The sequence below is a fragment of the Streptomyces sp. NPDC005566 genome (genome assembly GCF_040605575.1).
Classification (GTDB): Bacteria; Actinomycetota; Actinomycetes; order Streptomycetales; family Streptomycetaceae; genus Streptomyces.
Genome location: NZ_JBEXDB010000001.1, coordinates 569,435 through 587,745 on the forward strand (window position 1 = coordinate 569,435; position 18,311 = coordinate 587,745).

General features: G+C 71.4%; 15 protein-coding genes. 6 read left to right on the top strand and 9 right to left on the bottom strand.

Annotated features, from left to right (window positions below):
- The first annotated feature begins 140 nt into the window (after positions 1 to 140).
- A complete protein-coding gene (locus tag ABZS61_RS02675) occupies positions 141 to 1,169 on the top strand; it encodes an aspartate-semialdehyde dehydrogenase (RefSeq protein ID WP_356414987.1) in 1,029 nt (342 codons plus the stop codon).
- 58 nt (positions 1,170 to 1,227) lie between these two features.
- On the opposite strand, the gene ABZS61_RS02680 is transcribed toward ABZS61_RS02675, so the two are convergent.
- From ABZS61_RS02680 to ABZS61_RS02690, 3 genes are read right to left on the bottom strand one after another with little or no spacing between them, the layout of a single operon-like run.
- Positions 1,228 to 1,575, bottom strand: a complete 348-nt coding sequence (locus tag ABZS61_RS02680; protein WP_356414991.1) for a type II toxin-antitoxin system PemK/MazF family toxin — start codon at positions 1,573 to 1,575, stop codon at positions 1,228 to 1,230.
- Positions 1,562 to 1,792: a ribbon-helix-helix protein, CopG family gene (locus ABZS61_RS02685; protein WP_356414994.1), complete on the bottom strand. Its 231-nt coding sequence runs from the start codon at positions 1,790 to 1,792 to the stop codon at positions 1,562 to 1,564. Before ABZS61_RS02685 ends, ABZS61_RS02680 begins: the two co-directional genes overlap by 14 nt.
- A gap of 57 nt (positions 1,793 to 1,849) precedes the next feature.
- Positions 1,850 to 2,350, bottom strand: coding sequence for a DUF1203 domain-containing protein (locus ABZS61_RS02690; protein ID WP_356414997.1), 501 nt, complete (start codon positions 2,348 to 2,350; stop codon positions 1,850 to 1,852).
- A gap of 113 nt (positions 2,351 to 2,463) precedes the next feature.
- Here ABZS61_RS02690 and pepN point away from each other — a divergent pair, with 113 nt between their 5' ends.
- Positions 2,464 to 5,040 (top strand): aminopeptidase N, encoded by a 2,577-nt coding sequence (gene pepN / locus ABZS61_RS02695; RefSeq protein ID WP_356415000.1) that lies wholly within the window; start codon positions 2,464 to 2,466, stop codon positions 5,038 to 5,040.
- An 85-nt stretch (positions 5,041 to 5,125) separates the two neighbouring features.
- On the opposite strand, the gene alc is transcribed toward pepN, so the two are convergent.
- The 5 genes from alc to ABZS61_RS02720 all read right to left on the bottom strand — a co-directional run bounded on the left by alc (position 5,126) and on the right by ABZS61_RS02720 (position 10,207).
- Entirely contained in the window at positions 5,126 to 6,274 is a 1,149-nt protein-coding gene (alc, locus tag ABZS61_RS02700) for an allantoicase (RefSeq protein ID WP_356415002.1), read from the bottom strand.
- Positions 6,275 to 6,448: 174 nt separating this feature from the next.
- The gene (locus ABZS61_RS02705; RefSeq protein WP_356415005.1) at positions 6,449 to 7,366 is read right to left on the bottom strand and encodes a LysR family transcriptional regulator; all 918 of its coding nucleotides are present in this window, start codon (positions 7,364 to 7,366) and stop codon (positions 6,449 to 6,451) included.
- A 93-nt stretch (positions 7,367 to 7,459) separates the two neighbouring features.
- A complete protein-coding gene (locus ABZS61_RS02710) occupies positions 7,460 to 7,672 on the bottom strand; it encodes a hypothetical protein (protein WP_356415153.1) in 213 nt (70 codons plus the stop codon).
- A 75-nt stretch (positions 7,673 to 7,747) separates the two neighbouring features.
- Positions 7,748 to 9,877, bottom strand: coding sequence for a 4-alpha-glucanotransferase (malQ, locus tag ABZS61_RS02715; protein ID WP_356415008.1), 2,130 nt, complete (start codon positions 9,875 to 9,877; stop codon positions 7,748 to 7,750).
- The gene (locus ABZS61_RS02720) at positions 9,878 to 10,207 is read right to left on the bottom strand and encodes a hypothetical protein (protein WP_356415011.1); all 330 of its coding nucleotides are present in this window, start codon (positions 10,205 to 10,207) and stop codon (positions 9,878 to 9,880) included.
- 293 nt (positions 10,208 to 10,500) lie between these two features.
- On the opposite strand from ABZS61_RS02720, the gene ABZS61_RS02725 reads away from it, so the two are divergent.
- A complete protein-coding gene (locus tag ABZS61_RS02725; RefSeq protein ID WP_356415013.1) occupies positions 10,501 to 13,497 on the top strand; it encodes a beta-N-acetylglucosaminidase domain-containing protein in 2,997 nt (998 codons plus the stop codon).
- A 69-nt stretch (positions 13,498 to 13,566) separates the two neighbouring features.
- On the opposite strand, the gene ABZS61_RS02730 is transcribed toward ABZS61_RS02725, so the two are convergent.
- Positions 13,567 to 14,103 carry an HNH endonuclease gene (locus ABZS61_RS02730; protein WP_329211031.1) on the bottom strand — a complete coding sequence of 179 codons (537 nt, stop codon included), beginning with the start codon at positions 14,101 to 14,103 and terminating at the stop codon, positions 13,567 to 13,569.
- 317 nt (positions 14,104 to 14,420) lie between these two features.
- On the opposite strand from ABZS61_RS02730, the gene ABZS61_RS02735 reads away from it, so the two are divergent.
- The 3 genes from ABZS61_RS02735 (at position 14,421) to ABZS61_RS02745 (ending at position 18,306) form a co-directional block, all read left to right on the top strand.
- Positions 14,421 to 15,485 (top strand): mechanosensitive ion channel domain-containing protein, encoded by a 1,065-nt coding sequence (locus tag ABZS61_RS02735; RefSeq protein WP_356415018.1) that lies wholly within the window; start codon positions 14,421 to 14,423, stop codon positions 15,483 to 15,485.
- A gap of 185 nt (positions 15,486 to 15,670) precedes the next feature.
- Positions 15,671 to 16,885 (top strand): ROK family transcriptional regulator, encoded by a 1,215-nt coding sequence (locus ABZS61_RS02740; RefSeq protein WP_356415020.1) that lies wholly within the window; start codon positions 15,671 to 15,673, stop codon positions 16,883 to 16,885.
- A gap of 86 nt (positions 16,886 to 16,971) precedes the next feature.
- Positions 16,972 to 18,306 carry an ABC transporter substrate-binding protein gene (locus ABZS61_RS02745; RefSeq protein ID WP_356415022.1) on the top strand — a complete coding sequence of 445 codons (1,335 nt, stop codon included), beginning with the start codon at positions 16,972 to 16,974 and terminating at the stop codon, positions 18,304 to 18,306.
- Positions 18,307 to 18,311: the final 5 nt, after the last annotated feature.

Here is an 18,311-nt window from a genome sequence, read left to right on the forward strand (position 1 = left end):
CGACGCGGGAGCGCGGCAGAACGTTCGCCTGCCGAGGACGTCGCCGTCCGAGGGCCGGACAATGGATTGGACAAGGTGGGCGGGGACATACGCATCATGGAGTGGCAACCGTGCCCGTTCGTACGTTTGAAGGAGTCCCTGTGAAGGTCGGAATCGTCGGCGCCACCGGTCAGGTCGGCACAGTCATGCGCAGGATCCTGGCCGAGCGGAAGTTCCCCGTCGCCGAACTGCGGCTCTTCGCCTCCGCCCGCTCCGCGGGCTCCACGATCACGTACGAGGGCACGGACATCACCGTCGAGGACGCCTCAACGGCCGATTACACGGGTCTGGACATCGTGCTGTTCTCCGCGGGGGGCTCGACGTCGAAGGCCCTGGCCGAGAAGGTCGCCGCCCAGGGTGCCGTCGTGATCGACAACTCCTCGGCCTGGCGCAAGGACCCCGAGGTCCCGCTGGTGGTCTCCGAGGTCAACGCGCACGCGATCGGCAACCGCCCCAAGGGCATCATCGCCAACCCGAACTGCACGACGATGGCGGCCATGCCCGTGCTGCGCCCCCTGCACGACGAGGCGGGCCTGGAGACGCTGACCGTCGCCACCTACCAGGCGGTGTCGGGTTCCGGTGTCGCCGGTGTGGCGGAGCTGCATGGCCAGGTGTCCAAGGTCGTCGCGGACGCGGACAAGCTCACGCACGACGGCGGCGCGGTCGACTTCCCCGAGCCGGGTGTCTACAGGCGTCCGATCGCCTTCAACGTTCTGCCGCTGGCCGGTTCGATCGTCGACGACGGTTCGTTCGAGACGGACGAGGAGCAGAAGCTCCGCAACGAGTCCCGCAAGATCCTGGAGATCCCGGAGCTCAAGGTGTCCGGCACCTGTGTCCGCGTCCCTGTCTTCTCCGGGCACTCCCTGCAGATCAATGCCCGCTTCGCCCGTCCGATCAGCGTCGAGCGCGCCTACGAGCTGCTCAAGGACGCCGAGGGTGTCGAGCTCTCCGAGATCCCGACCCCGCTCCAGGCGGCCGGCCAGGACGCCTCGTACGTGGGCCGCATCCGGGTCGACGAGACCGTCGAGCACGGCCTCGCGCTCTTCGTCTCCAACGACAACCTGCGCAAGGGCGCGGCGCTGAACGCGGTGCAGATCGCGGAGCTTGTGGCGGCCGAGCTCAAGGGCTGACCCTCTCCCTGTGAAAAGGGCGGCCCCCGGTGTCCGGGGGCCGCCCTTTTCACGTGCCTCAGAGGGCGAGGTGCCGCCGCAGGGCCGCGTCGATGTCCGTCATGCGCCGGCGGGGGACCGTACCCACTTGCCGTACGAACCTCTCCTCAGCCATCGCGCGTATCTGCTCGCACTGCACCTTGGAGTCCTTCGTCAGACCGGTCTCGCCGGCCTGCAACAGCACCTGGAAGGGATAGATACGGGCAACGTTCGAGGTCAGTGGCACGACGGTGACCACTCCTCGCCCCGTTCGCGCCACCACGGCGTTCGCTCCGTCATTGGAGATGATCACCGAGGGGCGGGCCTTGTCGGCGTCGCTGCCACGCACGCGCTCGTAGTCGACCAAATAGATGTCACCGCGTTTCATCGGCGATCCCGTCCCCCGAGAACCGGTCCCAGAACGCGGCGTCCTCGCCTGCGTCCCACTCGGCGAAGGCGGCCTCGTAATCGGCCTCCAGGTTGGCGGAACGAAGCAACTCGATGGCGGCGTGTATCACCGCCGACCGGGAATCCGCTTCGGTCTTCGCGGCGTACTCGTCGACGAAGGCGACATCCTCCTGCGGCAAGCTCACACTGATCTTCATGCTCCTAATGCTACCAACGGTAGGAGCGGAATGGCTACCCGAATGAGGGTTCGGGTGCTACCCGCGTCGCACCTCGAAGTGGAAGCACCCGTACTCCACGGCCCGCACGTGCACCAGCGCCACCTCGGGGTCGGCGAAGGCTTCCGCGAGGGCATCGTCGTAGCCACGCTCCTCGTCGGCCGGGATCTCCAGCAGGCGGCCGCCGACGATGTGGCCGTCCGCGTCGTAGCGGCGGACGGTGCGCAGCGCGCCCGCCCGCGAGAACGGGTAGCCGTCCGGCGCCGCCGCCGGCCCCTCGCACGCCTCGGCGTGGATGAAGACGGGACCCTGCTCGTCGTACGCCCCCGGCCTGGCCCAGGTCTCCGCCGCCCAGCGCCTCAGCGGCGCGTACGAGACGAGGGCGATCCGCTCCCCCGGCCCGGCGGCGCGCAGGCAGCAGCGCAGCGGTTCGCCGCCCTCCGTCGCCGTGTACGGGACGCAGGGCCTGTCCGCGTCGTCCGCCTTGCGGAGGTCGTCGAGGGCGGTGGGGGCGATCGGTCGTGCCTCATAGGTGGTCATGCTCCGAGGGTGGCCCGAACGTCTCCACCGGTCCGGCGGAAAACGGACATCGCGCTGCGCGTCCCCCACGTGGAAGGATGGCCAAAAACATCGCATATCAAGGAGATGACCGCGTGCCTGGCACGAATCTGACCCGCGAAGAGGCACAGGAGCGGGCGCGCCTGCTGACCGTGGACGCATACGAGGTCGACCTCGACCTCTCCGGAGCGCAGGAGGGCGGCTCCTACCGGTCCGTCACCACCGTGCGCTTCGAATCCGCCGAGGCCGGTGCGGAGACCTTCATCGACCTGGTCGCCCCGGCCGTGCACGATGTCGTGCTGAACGGCAAGGCGCTGGACGTCGCCGCCGTCTTCCGCGACTCCCGGATCGCGCTGAAGCACCTGCAGGCGGGTACCAACGAGCTGAAGGTCGTCGCCGACTGCTCGTACACGAACACCGGTGAGGGACTGCACCGGTTCGTCGACCCGGTCGACGAGCAGGCCTACCTCTACACCCAGTTCGAGGTGCCGGACGCCCGCCGGGTGTTCGCCAGCTTCGAGCAGCCCGACCTGAAGGCGACCTTCACCTTCACCGTGAAGGCGCCGTCCGGCTGGACCGTGATCTCCAACTCGCCGACGCCGGAGCCCAAGGACGACATCTGGTCCTTCGAGCCGACGCCGCGCATCTCCACGTACATCACGGCCCTGATCGCCGGCCCGTACCACGCGGTGCACAGCAGCTACGAGAAGGACGGCCAGTCGGTGCCGCTCGGCATCTACTGCCGTCCGTCGCTCGCCGAGTACCTCGACGCGGACGACATCTTCGCGGTCACGCGGCAGGGCTTCGACTGGTTCCAGGAGAAGTTCGACTACGCGTACCCCTTCGCCAAGTACGACCAGCTCTTCGTCCCGGAGTTCAACGCCGGCGCGATGGAGAACGCGGGCGCCGTCACCATCCGCGACCAGTACGTGTTCCGTTCGAAGGTCACGGACGCGGCGTACGAGACGCGCGCCGAGACCATCCTCCACGAGCTGGCCCACATGTGGTTCGGCGACCTGGTCACCATGGAGTGGTGGAACGACCTCTGGCTGAACGAGTCGTTCGCCACGTACACCTCCATCGCGTGCCAGGCGGACGCCGAGGGGTCGAAGTGGCCGCACTCCTGGACCACGTTCGCCAACTCCATGAAGACGTGGGCGTACCGGCAGGACCAGCTGCCCTCGACGCACCCGATCATGGCGGACATCCGGGACCTCGACGACGTCCTGGTGAACTTCGACGGGATCACGTACGCGAAGGGCGCCTCGGTCCTGAAGCAGCTCGTGGCGTACGTCGGCAAGGACGCGTTCTTCAAGGGTGTCCAGGCGTACTTCAAGGCGCACGCGTTCGGGAACACGCGCCTGTCCGACCTGCTGGGCGCGCTGGAGGAGACCTCCGGCCGTGACCTGAAGACCTGGTCGAAGGCGTGGCTGGAGACGGCCGGTATCAACATCCTGCGCCCGGAGATCGAGACGGACGCGAACGGCCACGTCTCCTCGTTCACCGTTCTCCAGGAGGCCCCGGCCCTCCCCGCCGGCGCGAAGGGAGAGCCGACGCTGCGTCCGCACCGGATCGCGATCGGCTGCTACGACCTCGACGCGGCCGGGAAGCTGGTCCGTACGAACCGGATCGAGCTGGACGTGGACGGCGAGCGCACGACCGTGCCGTTCCCGGCGGACACGGCACGCCCGGCGGTCGTCCTGCTCAACGACGACGACCTGTCGTACGCGAAGGTCCGCCTCGACGAGGAGTCGCTGGCCGTCGTCACCGAGCACCTCGGCGATTTCGCCGAGTCCCTCCCCCGCGCCCTGAGCTGGGCCTCCGCCTGGGACATGACGCGGGACGGCGAGCTGGCGACGCGCGACTACCTGGCACTGGTCCTCTCCGGGATCAGCAAGGAGACGGACATCGGGGTCGTCCAGTCGCTGCACCGCCAGGTGAAGCTGGCCCTCGACCTCTACGCGGCGCCGGAGTGGCGCGAGGCGGGTCTGACCCAGTGGACCGAGGCGACGCTCGCGCACCTGCGCGCGGCGGAGCCGGGCAGCGACCACCAGCTGGCCTGGGCCCGTGCCTTCGCGGCCACGGCCCGCAACCCCCAGCAGCTCGACCTGCTGCAGTCCCTGCTGGACGGCACGGTGGAGATCGAGGGTCTGGCCGTCGACACGGAGCTGCGCTGGGCGTTCGTGCATCGGCTCGCCGCGACGGGCCTCCTGGACGAGGAGGAGATCGCGGCCGAGTACGAGCGCGACAGGACGGCCGCGGGCGAGCGCCACGCGGCGTCCGCACGTGCGGCGCAGCCGTCCGCGGAGGCGAAGGCCGAGGCGTGGGCCTCGGTCGTCGAGTCCGACAAGCTGCCGAACGCCCTCCAGGAGGCGGTCATCGGTGGTTTCGTCCAGACCGACCAGCGTGAGCTCCTCGCCCCGTACACGGAGAAGTTCTTCGCCGCGGTGAAGGACGTCTGGGACTCGCGCAGCCACGAGATGGCCCAGCAGATCGCGGTGGGCCTGTACCCGGCCCTCCAGGTCTCCGGGGCCACGCTGGACGCCACGGACGCGTGGCTGGCCTCGGCCGAGCCGAGCGCGGCGCTGCGCCGGCTGATGTCGGAGTCCAGGGCGGGCGTCGAGCGCGCGCTCAGGGCTCAGTCGGCCGACTCGGCGGCAGCGACCGCTTAGGAAGTGGAAACCGCCCGGCGGGCAGGCGCTGTTGCGCAGCCGTCCGCCGGGCGGGGTCGGGGGGAGTCAGCCGGGGGCGCAGCCGTCAGCCGGCCGAATCCTCGTAGCGGCGGGCCAGTTCGGCCGCTCCCGCTTCCGTCGGCGTGCCGTGCAGGCGCATCCGCGCCACGCCGCCGTCGGGGAAGGCGTCGAGGCGGACGTGGGTGACCACGGCCTCGGTGTCCAGGACGAAGCGGTGCAGGGTGTCGGGCTGGAGCCGGGTGCGGGGAATGATCTCGAACCACTCGCCCGTGTCGCCGTCGCGGCCGTGGAGGCTGATCCAGCCGGCCGAGTTGCCCTTGAGGTAGGCCGTGTCGATCTCGACGGCGCGCACGGCACCCTGGGCGGGGAGGCGGAAGCGTACCCAGTCGTTCGTGTCGCGGACGCGGCGGCGGCGGTTCTCCCAGCCGTCGTCCATCTTGCGGGAGGTGCCGGGCAGGATGATCTGCGCCGGTGAGGAGTAGAAGCGGTCCGAGGCGTCCTCGTACGTACCGCCGTTGAGGATCGAGAGCAGGTCGACCGTGCCCAGCGCGGCGAGCCAGGCCGGGTCGGGAACGACCTCGCCGTGGACGCGGAGGCGGGCGATACCGCCGTCGGGGTGCTGGCAGAGGCGGACGTGGGTGTAACGCCGGTCTCCGGTGATCTCGAAGGCGTTGGCCGCGTGGCCGCGCACGGGTGTCTGCGGGACGATCTCCTCCCACTTCACGTCGTCGGCGAGGAGCTGCTCGGGACTCGGGGCGCCTTCGACGGCCGTCGCCTGGACCGATACGCGCTGCGGGTAGTTGCCGCGGAAGTGGGCCGTGTCGACGACGATGCCGCGGATGATCCCGGGGGCGCCCAGGCGGACGATCGCCCAGTCGTGCTCCTCGAGGGCGGGGAAGGGGTGGTCCGCGTCCGCACCACGGCGGCGGCGGGTCTCCCAGCCGTCCATGATCTTGCCCTTGTGGCCGAAGCGCTCGGGGTCGAAGACGGCGGGTTCACGGATCAGGAGGTTCTCGCGCTCGGCGAAGAACTCGTCGTCGGCGGCGATCACGCCCGCGCCGAGGCGGCGGTCCGCGAGGTCGACGAGGTCGGTGAACGCGAGGCCGGTGGCGGTGCGGTAGTCGGCGTACGGGTCGCCGCCGCCGTAGGGGGCCGCGTCATTGGCATGGGGGTCGGTGTCCTGGGATGTGCTCTCGTTCGCGTCGAAGGTCATGCGACGACTGTCGTACGGAGAGACCAATCAGGTCCATCGAAAGTTTTCGTACAGTTCGTTCAGTTCTGCTTACCGGTTCTGCTTCACCGGTGCTGCAGTCCTGCTTACCGGTCCTGCTTCACCGGTCCTGCAGTCCTGCTGATCAGCCCTGCTTCACCCGCCCGGCAGTCCTGCTCATCGGTTCTGCTCACCAGCGACCTGCTCCAGCGCTGCCAGCACCCGCGCCACCGCCGGTCCACGCTCGGCCCCTTGCCGCACCGCCGCCACCACGTGGCGGCGCGGCCGGTCGGCGTCCAGGACCCGCATGGCCACACCCTCGCGCGGCCGGTCTGCGGCCGATGCCATGCGGGGAATCAGCGCGACGCCCATGCCCGCCTCCACCATGGCGAGGATGGCGGTCCAGCCGGAGGCGCTGTGGGCCTGCTCGGGGACGAAGCCGGCCGCTTCGCAGGCGGCTGTGGTGATCTGCGACCAAGGGCCGGAACCGCCGAAGATCCAGGGCTCGGCGGCGAGGTCGGCCAGGCGCAGACCTGGGGTCCGGGCGAAGGGGTGGTCCGCGGGCAGTGCCACGTCCAGCGGGTCCGCCAGGAGCCGTACGAGGGTGAAGCGGGGGTCGCGGGCCGTGGGGGCGTGCGCCGCCAGGGAGAGCGCGAGGTCCACCTCGCCCGCCGAGAGCAGCTCGTACGCCTGCGCCGCCTCCGCCTCCCGTACGCGCACCTGGGGCGAGGGCCGGCGGTCCGCAGCCAGGAGCCGGACGGCCGGTACCACGAGGGCGGGGACAGCCGTCGAGAAGGCGCCGACCCGCACCTGGCCCGCCTCACCGCGCAGATAGCCCGTCAGCTCGGCGTCGGCCCGCTCCAGCTGGGCGAAGACCGCCTCGGCATGGCGCAGCACGAGGTGTGCGGCGTCGGTGAGCCGGACGCGGCGGCCCTGCGCCTCCAGAAGGGGGACACCGAGCTGCTTGGCGAGGTTCGTGAGCTGCTGCGAGACGGCCGACGGGGTCATCAGGAGGGCCTCGGCCGTCGCGGTCACCGTGCCCCGGTCGCGCAGGGTGCGCAGGATGCGGAGCTTCTTGACGTCCCACTCGGTCATGGCCGAAACCTACCGGGATCCGGACATGCCAGTGCGCCGCTCGGTACCTCGTACCGGCGGCGCACCCGTGAAGAGGGGTGTGGCGAGAGGGTGCTAGGCCTGCTTCTTGGACTTGTCGAGGACCATGACGAGGCCCACGATCGCCAGGAACAGGACGATGGGCGCCGCGACGTAGAGACCGAGGGTCTCCATCACGTTCAGCCCCTGACCCGGGTCGTCACCGTCGTCGCGGGTGAGAGCGAGCGCGGGGGACGACATGAGCAGCATCATCAGCGTCGTACCGGCCGCGACGGCGCCGGCGCGCATAGCGTTCTTCTTGTCCACGGTGCAAACGTAGCGAACGCCTGGGAGCGGCGCGCGCCCGGGGGTGCCGTACAGGCCCTACGGCCGGTCCGCGCCAGGTCTCAGAACCTCCATCAGCCTGTGCAGCCGGGGCGATGCGGCGATCTCCTCCAGGGTGACCGGGTGGCCCTGGGCATCGGCGATGGGCAGACGCCAGTTGGGGTACTGGTCCCAGGTGCCGGGCAGATTCTGCGGGCGGCGGTCGCCGACGGTGTCCGGGAGCCAGACCCCGGCCATCCGGGCCGGGGTGAGCAGCAGGAAGCGGTGGACGGCGCGCACGGCTGCCTCCTCGTCGCCGTCGCCCTCGGGCAGCAGCCGGAGCCGGGCCAGATAGGCCAGCCACTCGGCGGTGTCCGTGGCGTCCTCGGCCAGCTCCTGCTCCAGGGGGCGGGTGAGCAGCCCCAGCCGGTGGCGCAGCGACACGTGCTCACCCGTCAGCCGGGCGGCGGTGGAGGGCAGGTCGTGGGTGGTGGCGGTGGCTACGCAGTCCCGGCGCCAGCGCTCCGGGGGCAGGGGGCGCCTGGTGCCCTCCCAGTCGCGCTCGAACCAGAGCACGGACGTGCCGAGCACCCCGCGCCGGGCCAGCGCCTCCCGTACGCCGGGCTCGACGGTGCCCAGGTCCTCCCCTATGACGACGGCACCCGCGCGGTGCGCCTCCAGGACGAGAACGGCGAGCATCGCCTCCGCGTCATGGCTGACATAGGTGCCCTCGGTGGGCGGGCTGCCCTCGGGAACCCACCAGAGCCGGAACAGCCCCATGACGTGGTCGATGCGCAGGGCGCCCGCGTGGGCGAGGAGACCGCGCAGGAGGCCGCGGTAGGGGGCGTAGCCGGACGCGGCGAGCGCGTCCGGGCGCCAGGGCGGCAGCCCCCAGTCCTGGCCGTGCGCGTTGAAGGCGTCCGGGGGCGCTCCGACGGACATGCCGTGCGCGAAGGCGTCCTGCTGTGCCCACGCGTCGGCCCCGTCGGGGTGGACGCCGACCGCGAGGTCGTGGACGATCCCGACGGCCATCCCGGAGTCCCGCGCGGCACTCTGGGCCGCGGCGAGCTGGGTGTCCGTCATCCAGGCGAGCCGGCAGTGGAAGTCGACCCGGTCCAGGAGATCGGTGCGGGCGCGGGCGCTCTGCGGGGAGCGCGGATCGCGGAGTCCCTCGGGCCAGCCGCGCCAGTTCGATCCGTGCACCTCGGCCAGGGCGCACCACAGGGCGTGGTCCTCCAGGGCCTGCCCCTGCGCGGCCAGGAAGTCGCAGTAGGCGGCGCGGCGGCCGGGGGGCAGCGGGACCTGGACGATGAGCTCCAGGGCCTGCTTCTTGAGCTCCCAGACAGCGTCGCGGTCAATCAGGGCCCCCTTGTTCAGGACCGCTTCGCAGAGTGACGCGGCGTCCTGGCGCAAATCGTCCAGCGTTGCCCTGTCCGATACGTGCCCGTACTCCGGTACCGACTCGATGTGCAGATGTACGGGGTCGGGGAAGCGCCGCGAGGAGGGGCGGTAGGGGGACGGGTCGGTGGGCCTGCCGGGCACGGCGGCGTGCAGCGGGTTGACCTGGACGAAGCCGGCCTGCAGGGTCCGTCCGGACCATGCGGCGAGGTCGGCCAGGTCCGCCAGGTCGCCCATGCCCCAGGACCGGGCGGAGAGCAGCGAGTAGAGCTGGACGAGGAAACCGTGCGTGCGGGCGGGCGGCTGGGGTACGCGGTCGGGTGCGACGACGAGCGTGGCCGTGGCATAGCGGTGGTCCGGGGCACGGACGGTCAGCCGATGGACGCCCAGGGGCGGTTCGCTCCACCAGGAGGGGGTGCGCGGCGCGTTCCCGGCCGTCCGGGATGGCGCTGCGGCTGCCGGAACCTGCATCCGCAGCGGTGGCGGAGCCTCGGTGCTTCCCGGTTCGTTCTCGGGCTCGATCGTCAGGGTCGCGCCGGGCGGCAGCGCGGCCAGGGCGGGCGGCAGCGGCTCCCCGGCCCAGGTCACCACCGTCGGCGGGAGCAGTCGGGAGGCCGCTGCCGATTCGGCGGCGACGAGCGATCTCCCCACCCCCGCGGGGGTGGCGGCGTCGACGCCCAGCGCGGCGAGCACGGCCTTGACCGTGTCGTCGGGGACGGACACCGTGACATCCGCGGACGGGGAGAAGGAGGTGGCGACGCCGTGCAGTGCGGCGAGCCGGGACAAGCCCATTCAGACTCCTGGGGACTCCATGCCCCCTGCGGTGCCGGGTGCTGTCGGCTCGCTGGTCAGAGGGGCGACGGCGGCGAGCGGTGGCTCGCTCGTGAGCGGGGTGGCATCGGCGAGCGGAGGCTCGCTGGTCAGCGGGGCGGCGTCGGCGAACCCTTGCTCGCCGATGAGGTGGGAGACGTCGGCGAGCGGCAGCTCGCTGATCATGAGGGGCGCGACATCGGTCAGGGGCGGTTCACTCGTCAGCGGATCACCGGTCAGCGGATCAGGACCCGTGGGGCTCGGTACCTGTTTGGAGAGGGCGGAGAGCAGAAGCTGCGCGGAAGCGGGCACGGTGGCCTCCTGGCCGTGGACAACAGGACACAGCAGGCCTACCCAGCGGGCGCGGGAGCAGGCGTGGACGTGACGTAGGCGTTATGACAACGAGCCCAACGTGCCGTGGGTCACATACCGTTCCCGCGCACGTCGGGTATGCGCGGTTTTCGGCCACCCGAAACCTCCCGGGCTGCGCACCAGACACCTCATGCGGCACATCCGGCATATCCGTCACAACGGCCACGCGCATTGACACCCTCGCGCCCGGGTGGTGGGCTCGGGGCCCACGGGCGGGACGAAGGGAGAACGGCGTGCAGTTCGGGCGCAGAAGGCGTGCGACGGCCGTCGCCGTCGCCGTGATCGGCGGTCTGCTCGGCTCGGTCGCACCGGCAGCTGTCGCGGCACCCGTCGTCCCCGGCACACCCGCCGCGACCACGTCCGACCGCGCCGACGGAACGCAGTTGCCCTCCGTCTGGCCACGGCCCCAGGCGATCAAGTCCTCCGGCCGGGCCGTGCCCCTCGGCACAGAAGTCACCCTCCTCGCCGACCCGGACGCCGACCGCTATGCCGTGGCCGAGCTCAGGAAGGTCCTGGGCGCCGAAGGAGTGCGGACGGTGCACGACGCCCTGCCGGGCCGCGGCCCGGTGATCCGGCTGGGCGGTACGGGGGCCGGTGCGGCGCTGCGGGACCTTCGCGCTCCGGAGCGCGCCGACCTTCCGTCCGGCGGCTACCGGATCGCCGTGGGCGAGGTGCGGGGCCGTTCCACCGTCGCCCTGGACGGCGTCGGCGAGGACGGTCTCTTCCACGGCGTCCAGACCCTGCGCCAGCTCATCAGCAACGGCACCGTAGCCCCGGCCGTGGTCCGTGACTGGCCGGGCACCGCCGTGCGCGGCATGGCCGAGGGGTTCTACGGACAGCCGTGGACCCGCGAGGAGAGGCTCGCCCAGATCGGCTTCATGGGGCGTACGAAGCAGAACCGCTATCTCTACGCGGCCGGCGACGACCCCTACCGGCAGGCCCGCTGGCGCGACCCGTACCCCGCCGAGCGCCGGGCGGACTTCCGGGCGCTGGCCGAGAAGGCGCGGGCCGAGCATGTGACGCTCGGCTGGGCCGTCTCCCCCGGGCAGGCGATGTGCATGGCGTCCGACGCGGACGTCAAGGCGCTGACGCGGAAGGTCGACGCGATGTGGGCGCTGGGCGTCCGGGTCTTCCAGCTGCAGTTCCAGGACGTGAGCTACAGCGAGTGGCACTGCGACCAGGACGCGGAGACGTTCGGCAGCGGCCCGCGGGCGGCTGCCGTGGCCCAGGCGCGGATCGCGAGCGCCGTGGCCCGGCATCTGGCGGAGCGTCACCCGGGCGCGGAGCCGCTGTCGGTGATGCCGACCGAGTTCTACCAGGACGGTGCCACCGACTACCGCACCGCGCTCGCCGCCGAACTGGACGACCGGGTGCAGGTGGCCTGGACGGGGGTCGGCGTCGTGCCGAAGACCATCACCGGGCGTGAGCTGGCCGGTGCGCGGGCGGCCTTCCGCCATCCGCTGGTCACCATGGACAACTACCCCGTCAACGACTACGCACAGGACCGGATCTTCCTCGGCCCCTACACCGGCCGGGACCCGGCCGTGGCCATCGGCTCCGCGGCACTGCTGGCCAACGCGATGGAGCAGTCGTCGGCCTCCCGCATTCCGCTCTTCACGGCAGCCGACTTCGCCTGGAATCCGAAGGGATACCGCCCGCAGGAGTCCTGGCAGGCGGCGATGGACGACCTGGCGGGCGCCGACGCCGGCACCCGGGCGGCGCTGCGTGCGCTGGCCGGCAACAGCGCCACGTCGGTACTCGGGGGCGACGAGTCCGCCTATCTCCAACCCCTGTTCGCCGCCTTCTGGGCATCCCGCGCGACGGCTGACGCGACGGCCCGTGACGACGCGGCGCGTGAGCTGCGGGCGGCGTTCTCCGTGATGCGCCTGGCCCCGCAGCAGCTGAGGACCCCGGCGGAGGGGCGGCTGGACGACGAGGTGCGCCCGTGGACCGAGCAGCTGGCCCGGTACGGCCGTGCGGGTGAGCTCGCCGTGGATCTCCTGCGGGCGCAGGCGCGCGGCGACGGGGCGGCCGCCTGGGAGGCCCAGCTGGCGCTGGAGCCGTTGCGCGAGGAGATCGACGCGAGCGGCGCGACGGTCGGCAATGGCGTACTCGGCCCGTTCCTGGACCGGGTCCGCAAGGAGGCCGACGGCTGGAACGGCACCGACCGCGACACGGGCACGGTGAGCCGGGACACGAACAGCTATACGGTCCACCTGGACCGTGCCCGCCCGGTCCAGGCCGTCACCACGCTGGCCGATCCGGACAGCGGGGGCGCGGACGCGCTCCTGGAGGCCCATGTGCCCGGCGAGGGCTGGCGCGGCCTCGGCCCGCTGTCGACGGCGGGCTGGACGCACACACCGGCGAAGGGCCTGCGGGCGGACGCGCTCCGGGTCACCGTCCCGGCGGCACGCCCCGTCCTCACCGGGCCCCTGGCCCCGGGTTACCCGGGCGCGCCCTCGGTCGTGACGGGTGCGGGCCCCGGCTCCGCCGCCGTGCGCGCGCTCGTGCCGTGGTTCGGTGACGAGCCGGCGGCCCGCCTCGATCTCGTACGCGGCGAGACGGACGCCGTGATCGGCGGCAGTACGCAGCGAGTCGAGGCACGGCTGGCCGGCGGGCGCCCGACCGAGGTGAAGGGGTCCCTGACCGCGAAGGCACCCAAGGGCATCAAGGTGACGGTGCCGAAGCAGACGACGGTGCCGCGCGGGTCCCGTACGGATGTCCCGGTGGACATCACCGTCCCCGCGGACACCCCGGCCGGCGAGTACGAGGTGCCGCTGAGCTTCGGCGGCGAGGAGAGCACGCTGACCGTGCGGGCCTACCCGCGCACCGCGGGCCCCGATCTGGCGCGTACGGCCACGGCTTCCTCGTCCGGCGACGAGACTCCGGACTTCCCGGCCTCGGCGGCCTCGGACGGCGATCCCGCAACGCGCTGGTCCTCGCCCGTGGAGGACGGCGCCTGGTGGCAGACCGAGCTGCCCCGGCCCGTCAGGCTGGGCCAGGTGGTGCTGCACTGGCAGGACGCGTACGCCTCCCGCTATCGCATCCAGGTCTCCGCGGACGGCCGCACCTGGCGTACGGCGGCGACCGTGCGGGAGGGCGGCGGCGGGCGCGAATCGGTCCGGATGGACGCGAAGGACACCCGCTTCATCAGGGTGCAGGGCGACGGCCGGGCCACGCAGTACGGCTACTCGCTCCGGTCGGTGGAGGCCTACGCCGTGGCCGAGTAGCGCCGCGGATCCCGAGGCGTGCCTCCGGACCCCCCGCTGCCTGCCCCGGGACGACGAAGGCCCGGGTTCTCAGGCGGAAACGCCATCGATCCGGGCCATCACGTCGTCCGCGCCGAACGGTTGCAAGTAGGGCAGCCAGCGCGGGTCGCGGTGCCCGGTCCCGATGATCCGCCAGGCCAGGCCGCTGGGCGGGGCGGGCGCGTGGCGCAGCCGCCAGCCGAGCTCGGGCAGATGGCGGTCGGCCTTGACGTGGTTGCAGCGGCGGCAGGCCGCCACCACGTTGTCCCAGGCGTGCTGTCCGCCACGGCTGCGCGGAATGACGTGGTCGACACTGGTCGCGGCGGCACCGCAGTACATGCAGCGTCCGCCGTCCCTGGCGAAGAGCGCCCGGCGGGTCAGAGGAACGGGGCCCCGGTAGGGGACCCGCACGAACCGTTTGAGGCGGACGACGCTGGGCGCCGGCACGGCACGGGTGGCACTGTGCATGAAGGCGCCGGACTCCTCGAGGCAGATGGCCTTGTTCTCGAGGACGAGGACGAGCGCGCGGCGGAGCGGTACGACGCCGAGGGGCTCGTACGACGCGTTGAGAACCAGGACATGCGGCACGGTGGATGCCTCCTTGTACGCCGGCGGCGCGTGGCTCGCGCCGGGACGATCCGATCTCAGTCTCTCCTCATGCCTGGTCGAAGCGCCACCACGTCCGGGTAACGGGCCGGAGGGATTTTTCTCACCACCGGCCGGACGCACCGCCGGAAGTCAGCGGAACAGGCGCTTCACCACGGCAGCCGATCGCTCTGTGCGATCGGCCACACCCTCTGTATCCCCGGGTGAGACGTGTCTCTCCCCTCGCAGCGGCAACGAACCACTCCCCTGGCTTCGTTACTGTGGTTGGTCTGCTGTCGCCCCACCTGGAGGTCCCCGCCGTGTCCCTGTCCGCCCTCCTGGCCGCAGCCCCGTCCCCAGCACCCGGCGGCTCGCTGGACGAAGCCGCCGAGCGGGCCGGGAACGCTGCCGGCTGGGTCGAGGAGAACTGGTCCACCTGGGTCAACACCGGCCTGCGCATCGTGCTCATCGCGGCGATCGCTCTCGTCCTGCGGTACGTGATCCGGCGTGCCCTGACCAATCTCATCGACCGGATGAACCGCAGCGCCCAGGCGGTGGAGGGCACGGCTCTCGGCGGTCTGCTGGTCAACGCGGAACGGCGCCGTCAGCGCTCGGAAGCGATCGGTTCCGTGCTCCGTTCGGTCACGTCGTTCCTGATCCTCGGCACGGCCGCCCTGATGATCCTGGGCGCGTTCCAGATCAATCTGGCGCCGTTGCTGGCCTCCGCGGGTGTCGCCGGCGTGGCGCTGGGCTTCGGCGCCCGCAACCTGGTCACCGACTTCCTGTCCGGCGTCTTCATGATCCTCGAGGACCAGTACGGGGTCGGCGACCAGATCGACGCGGGTGTCGCCTCCGGCGAGGTCATCGAGGTGGGTCTGCGCGTCACCAAGCTGCGCGGCGACAACGGCGAGATCTGGTACGTCCGCAACGGCGAGGTCAAGCGGATCGGCAACCTCAGCCAGGGCTGGTCCACGGCCGGTGTCGACGTCACGGTGCGCCCGACGGAGGACCTGGACCGGGTCCGCACGGCGATCACCGAGGCGGCCGAGGTCATGGCCAAGGAGGACCCCTGGTCGGAGCGCCTGTGGGGCCCCGTGGAGATCCTGGGTCTGGACGCCGTCCTGCTCGACTCGATGACCGTACGGGTCACTGCGAAGACGATGCCGGGCAAGGCGCTGGGTGTCGAGCGCGAGCTGCGCTGGCGGATCAAGCAGGCGCTCGACTCGGCCGGCATCCGCATGGTCGGCGCCGTTCCGCTCCAGGCGGAGGGCGAGTCGGCCCCGGACCCGACGGCAGGCATGGCCGCCCCGTCGGCATACGCGTCGGCGACTTCGCCGCAGTCGCTGGCGGCCACGCCGATAGCTCCGCCGAACCTGACGAAGTAGCACCGGCGAATACGGGCGAAGGGGCGCCGCGCGGACTCCGCGCGGCGCCCCTTCGTCGTCCGCCCGGCTTCAGGTAACGCTTTGATTGCCGCAGGGGTGGACACCATTGACGTGCCGGTGACGTGCGCCATACCTTCCTCCCATCGAATAGGAAACTTTCCTAACAGAGGGCAGGTGCGTCCGTCATGGCGGGAACCACTCCGGGCACGCCGGGTACACCGCGCGTCCTTCGCGCCATGAACGACCGTGCCGCCCTGGACCTGCTGCTGGAGCACGGCCCCCTCTCCCGTACGAGGATCGGGAAGCTGACGGGCCTGTCCAAGCCCACCGCGTCCCAGCTCCTCGCCCGGCTGGAGGCGGCCGGGCTCGTCGTGGCCACCGGTACGAGCGAGGGGCGGCCGGGCCCCAGCGCCCAGCTGTACGCGGTGAACGCGCGGGCCGCGCACGTGGCGGGGCTCGACGTGACCGCCCAGCGGATCGTCGCGGCGGTCGCCGATGTGACCGGCCGGACAGTCGGCGAGTACGAGCTGCGGACCCCCGGACGGCGCGCCGACAGCGTGGTGCGGCAGGTCACGGACGCCCTGGACGGCGCGGTCAAGGAGGCCGGGCTCGCCCGCGCCGATGTGCACCGGGTCGTCATCGGCACCCCGGGCGCCTTCGATCCCAGCACGGGACGGCTGCGTTACGCCTCGCACCTGCCCGGCTGGCACTCCCCCACGCTGCTGGACGAGCTGGCCGCCGCCCTGCCGATGCCGGTGGAGTACGAGAACGACGTGAACCTCGTCGCGGTGGCCGAGCAGCGGCTCGGAGCGGCCCGGGGCCACGAGGACTTCGTCCTGCTGTGGAACGAGGAGGGCCTCGGTGCCGCCCTCGTCATCAACGGCCGGCTGCACCGCGGCTTCACCGGCGGCGCGGGCGAGGTCGGGTTCCTGCCGGTGCCCGGCACCCCTCTCGTACGCCAGGTCGTGAAGGCCAACGCCGGCGGCTTCCAGGAGCTGGCCGGCGCCCAGGCGGTCCCCCGGCTCGCCACCTCGCTCGGCATCGACACCCCGCACCAGCCGTACGCGGAGGTCGCGGCCGGGCTGCTGGCCCGGGCCGCCGCCGCGTACGAACAGGACCCCGCGCTGACGGAGCTGCTGCGCCAGTACGCCCAGCGGCTCGCCACCGGTCTCGCGTCCGTCACCGCCGTGCTCGACCCCGGCCTCATCGTGCTCTCCGGCGAGCTCGTCGCCTCGGGCGGTGAGCTGCTGCGCTCCCTGATCCAGTCCGAGCTCGCCGAGCTCGCGGCGTCCCGGCCCCGTCTCGTACTCGGCGGTGTCAGCCGGCACCCGGTCCTGCGGGGTGCCCTGGAACGGGCCCTCGCGGACACCCGCGACGACGTGTTCGACACCTCCCGCTGACCCTGCCCACTCCCCGTCTCCTCCTCTTCCCACTGCCCCTGCACCACTCCTGCCGTCTCCTCTTCCCCTGCCCTGGGAGCTTTGCCATGCGCAGAAGCCGACTGACCACCACCGCCGCTGTCGCCGTCGCCGCGATCTCGGTCCTCGCCACCGCTTGTACGGGCCAGGCCGAGTCCGGTGCGAACGACGATCCGAACGCGAAGACCACGATCAATTTCTGGCACGGCTGGAGCGCGCCCTCCGAGGTGAAGGCCGTCCAGGACAACGTCGACCGGTTCGAGAAGACCCACCCGAACATCAAGGTCGACGTCGTCGGCAACATCAACGACGACAAGCTCAACCAGTCTCTGCGCACGGGAAGTTCGAACGGCCCCGACGTGGTGTCGTCCTTCACGACCTCCAACGTCGGCAAGTTCTGCTCGTCCGGCGCCTTCGCCGACCTGACGCCCTTCATAGAGAAGTCGAAGCTGGATCTGGAGAAGACCTTCCCCGAGGTCCTGCTCGACTACACCCAGTTCGAGGGCAAGCGCTGCGCCCTGCCGCTGCTCGCGGACGCCTACGGCCTCTACTACAACAAGGACGCCTTCGAGAAGGCCGGTGTCGCCGCGCCGCCGAAGACGATGTCCGAGCTGGCCGCGGTGGCGAAGAAGCTGACGGTCGCCAAGGGCGACAGCTTCGAACAGCTCGGCTTCATGCCGACCTACCACGGGTACGAGACGGTCGCCGATCACTACCTGTCCTCCTGGGACCACACGTACTTCGACGCCGACGGCAAGTCCAACATCGCCAAGGACCCGGCCTTCGCCAAGATGTTCACGTACCAGAAGAAGCTGGTCGAGGACCTCGGCGGTTACGCGAAGCTGGAGAAGTTCCGCGGCACCTTCGGTGACGAATGGGGCGCCAAGCACCCGTTCCACACCGGTCAGGTCGCGATGCAGCTGGACGGCGAGTGGCGGCTGGGGATGGCCACCGACGCCAAGGTGCCGTTCGAGATCGGTGTGGCGCCGATGCCGGTGGCCGACGACGAGGCCGACAGCTACGGCAAGGGCTTCCTGTCCGGCACGATCATGGGGATCGCCCCGGCCAGCAAGAAGCAGAACGCGGCGTGGGAGCTCGTGAAGTTCATGACGAGCGACACCCGGGCCGTGGTCGACTTCGCGAACGGCATCCGCAACGTGCCCTCCACGTTCGCGGCTCTGAAGTCCCCCGACCTGAAGTTCGACCCGCGGTTCAAGACCTTCCTGGACATCGCCCAGCACCCGAAGTCCAACACCCCCGACGGTGCGGTCAACGGGTCGGCGTACCAGCAGACCCTCCAGGACTTCGGCTTCCAGTACGAGAAGGGTGCGGTGAAGGACCTGAAGGCCGGTCTGGAGAAGACCGCCGCACAGATCGACACCGACATCGCCAAGGCGAAGTAGATCCC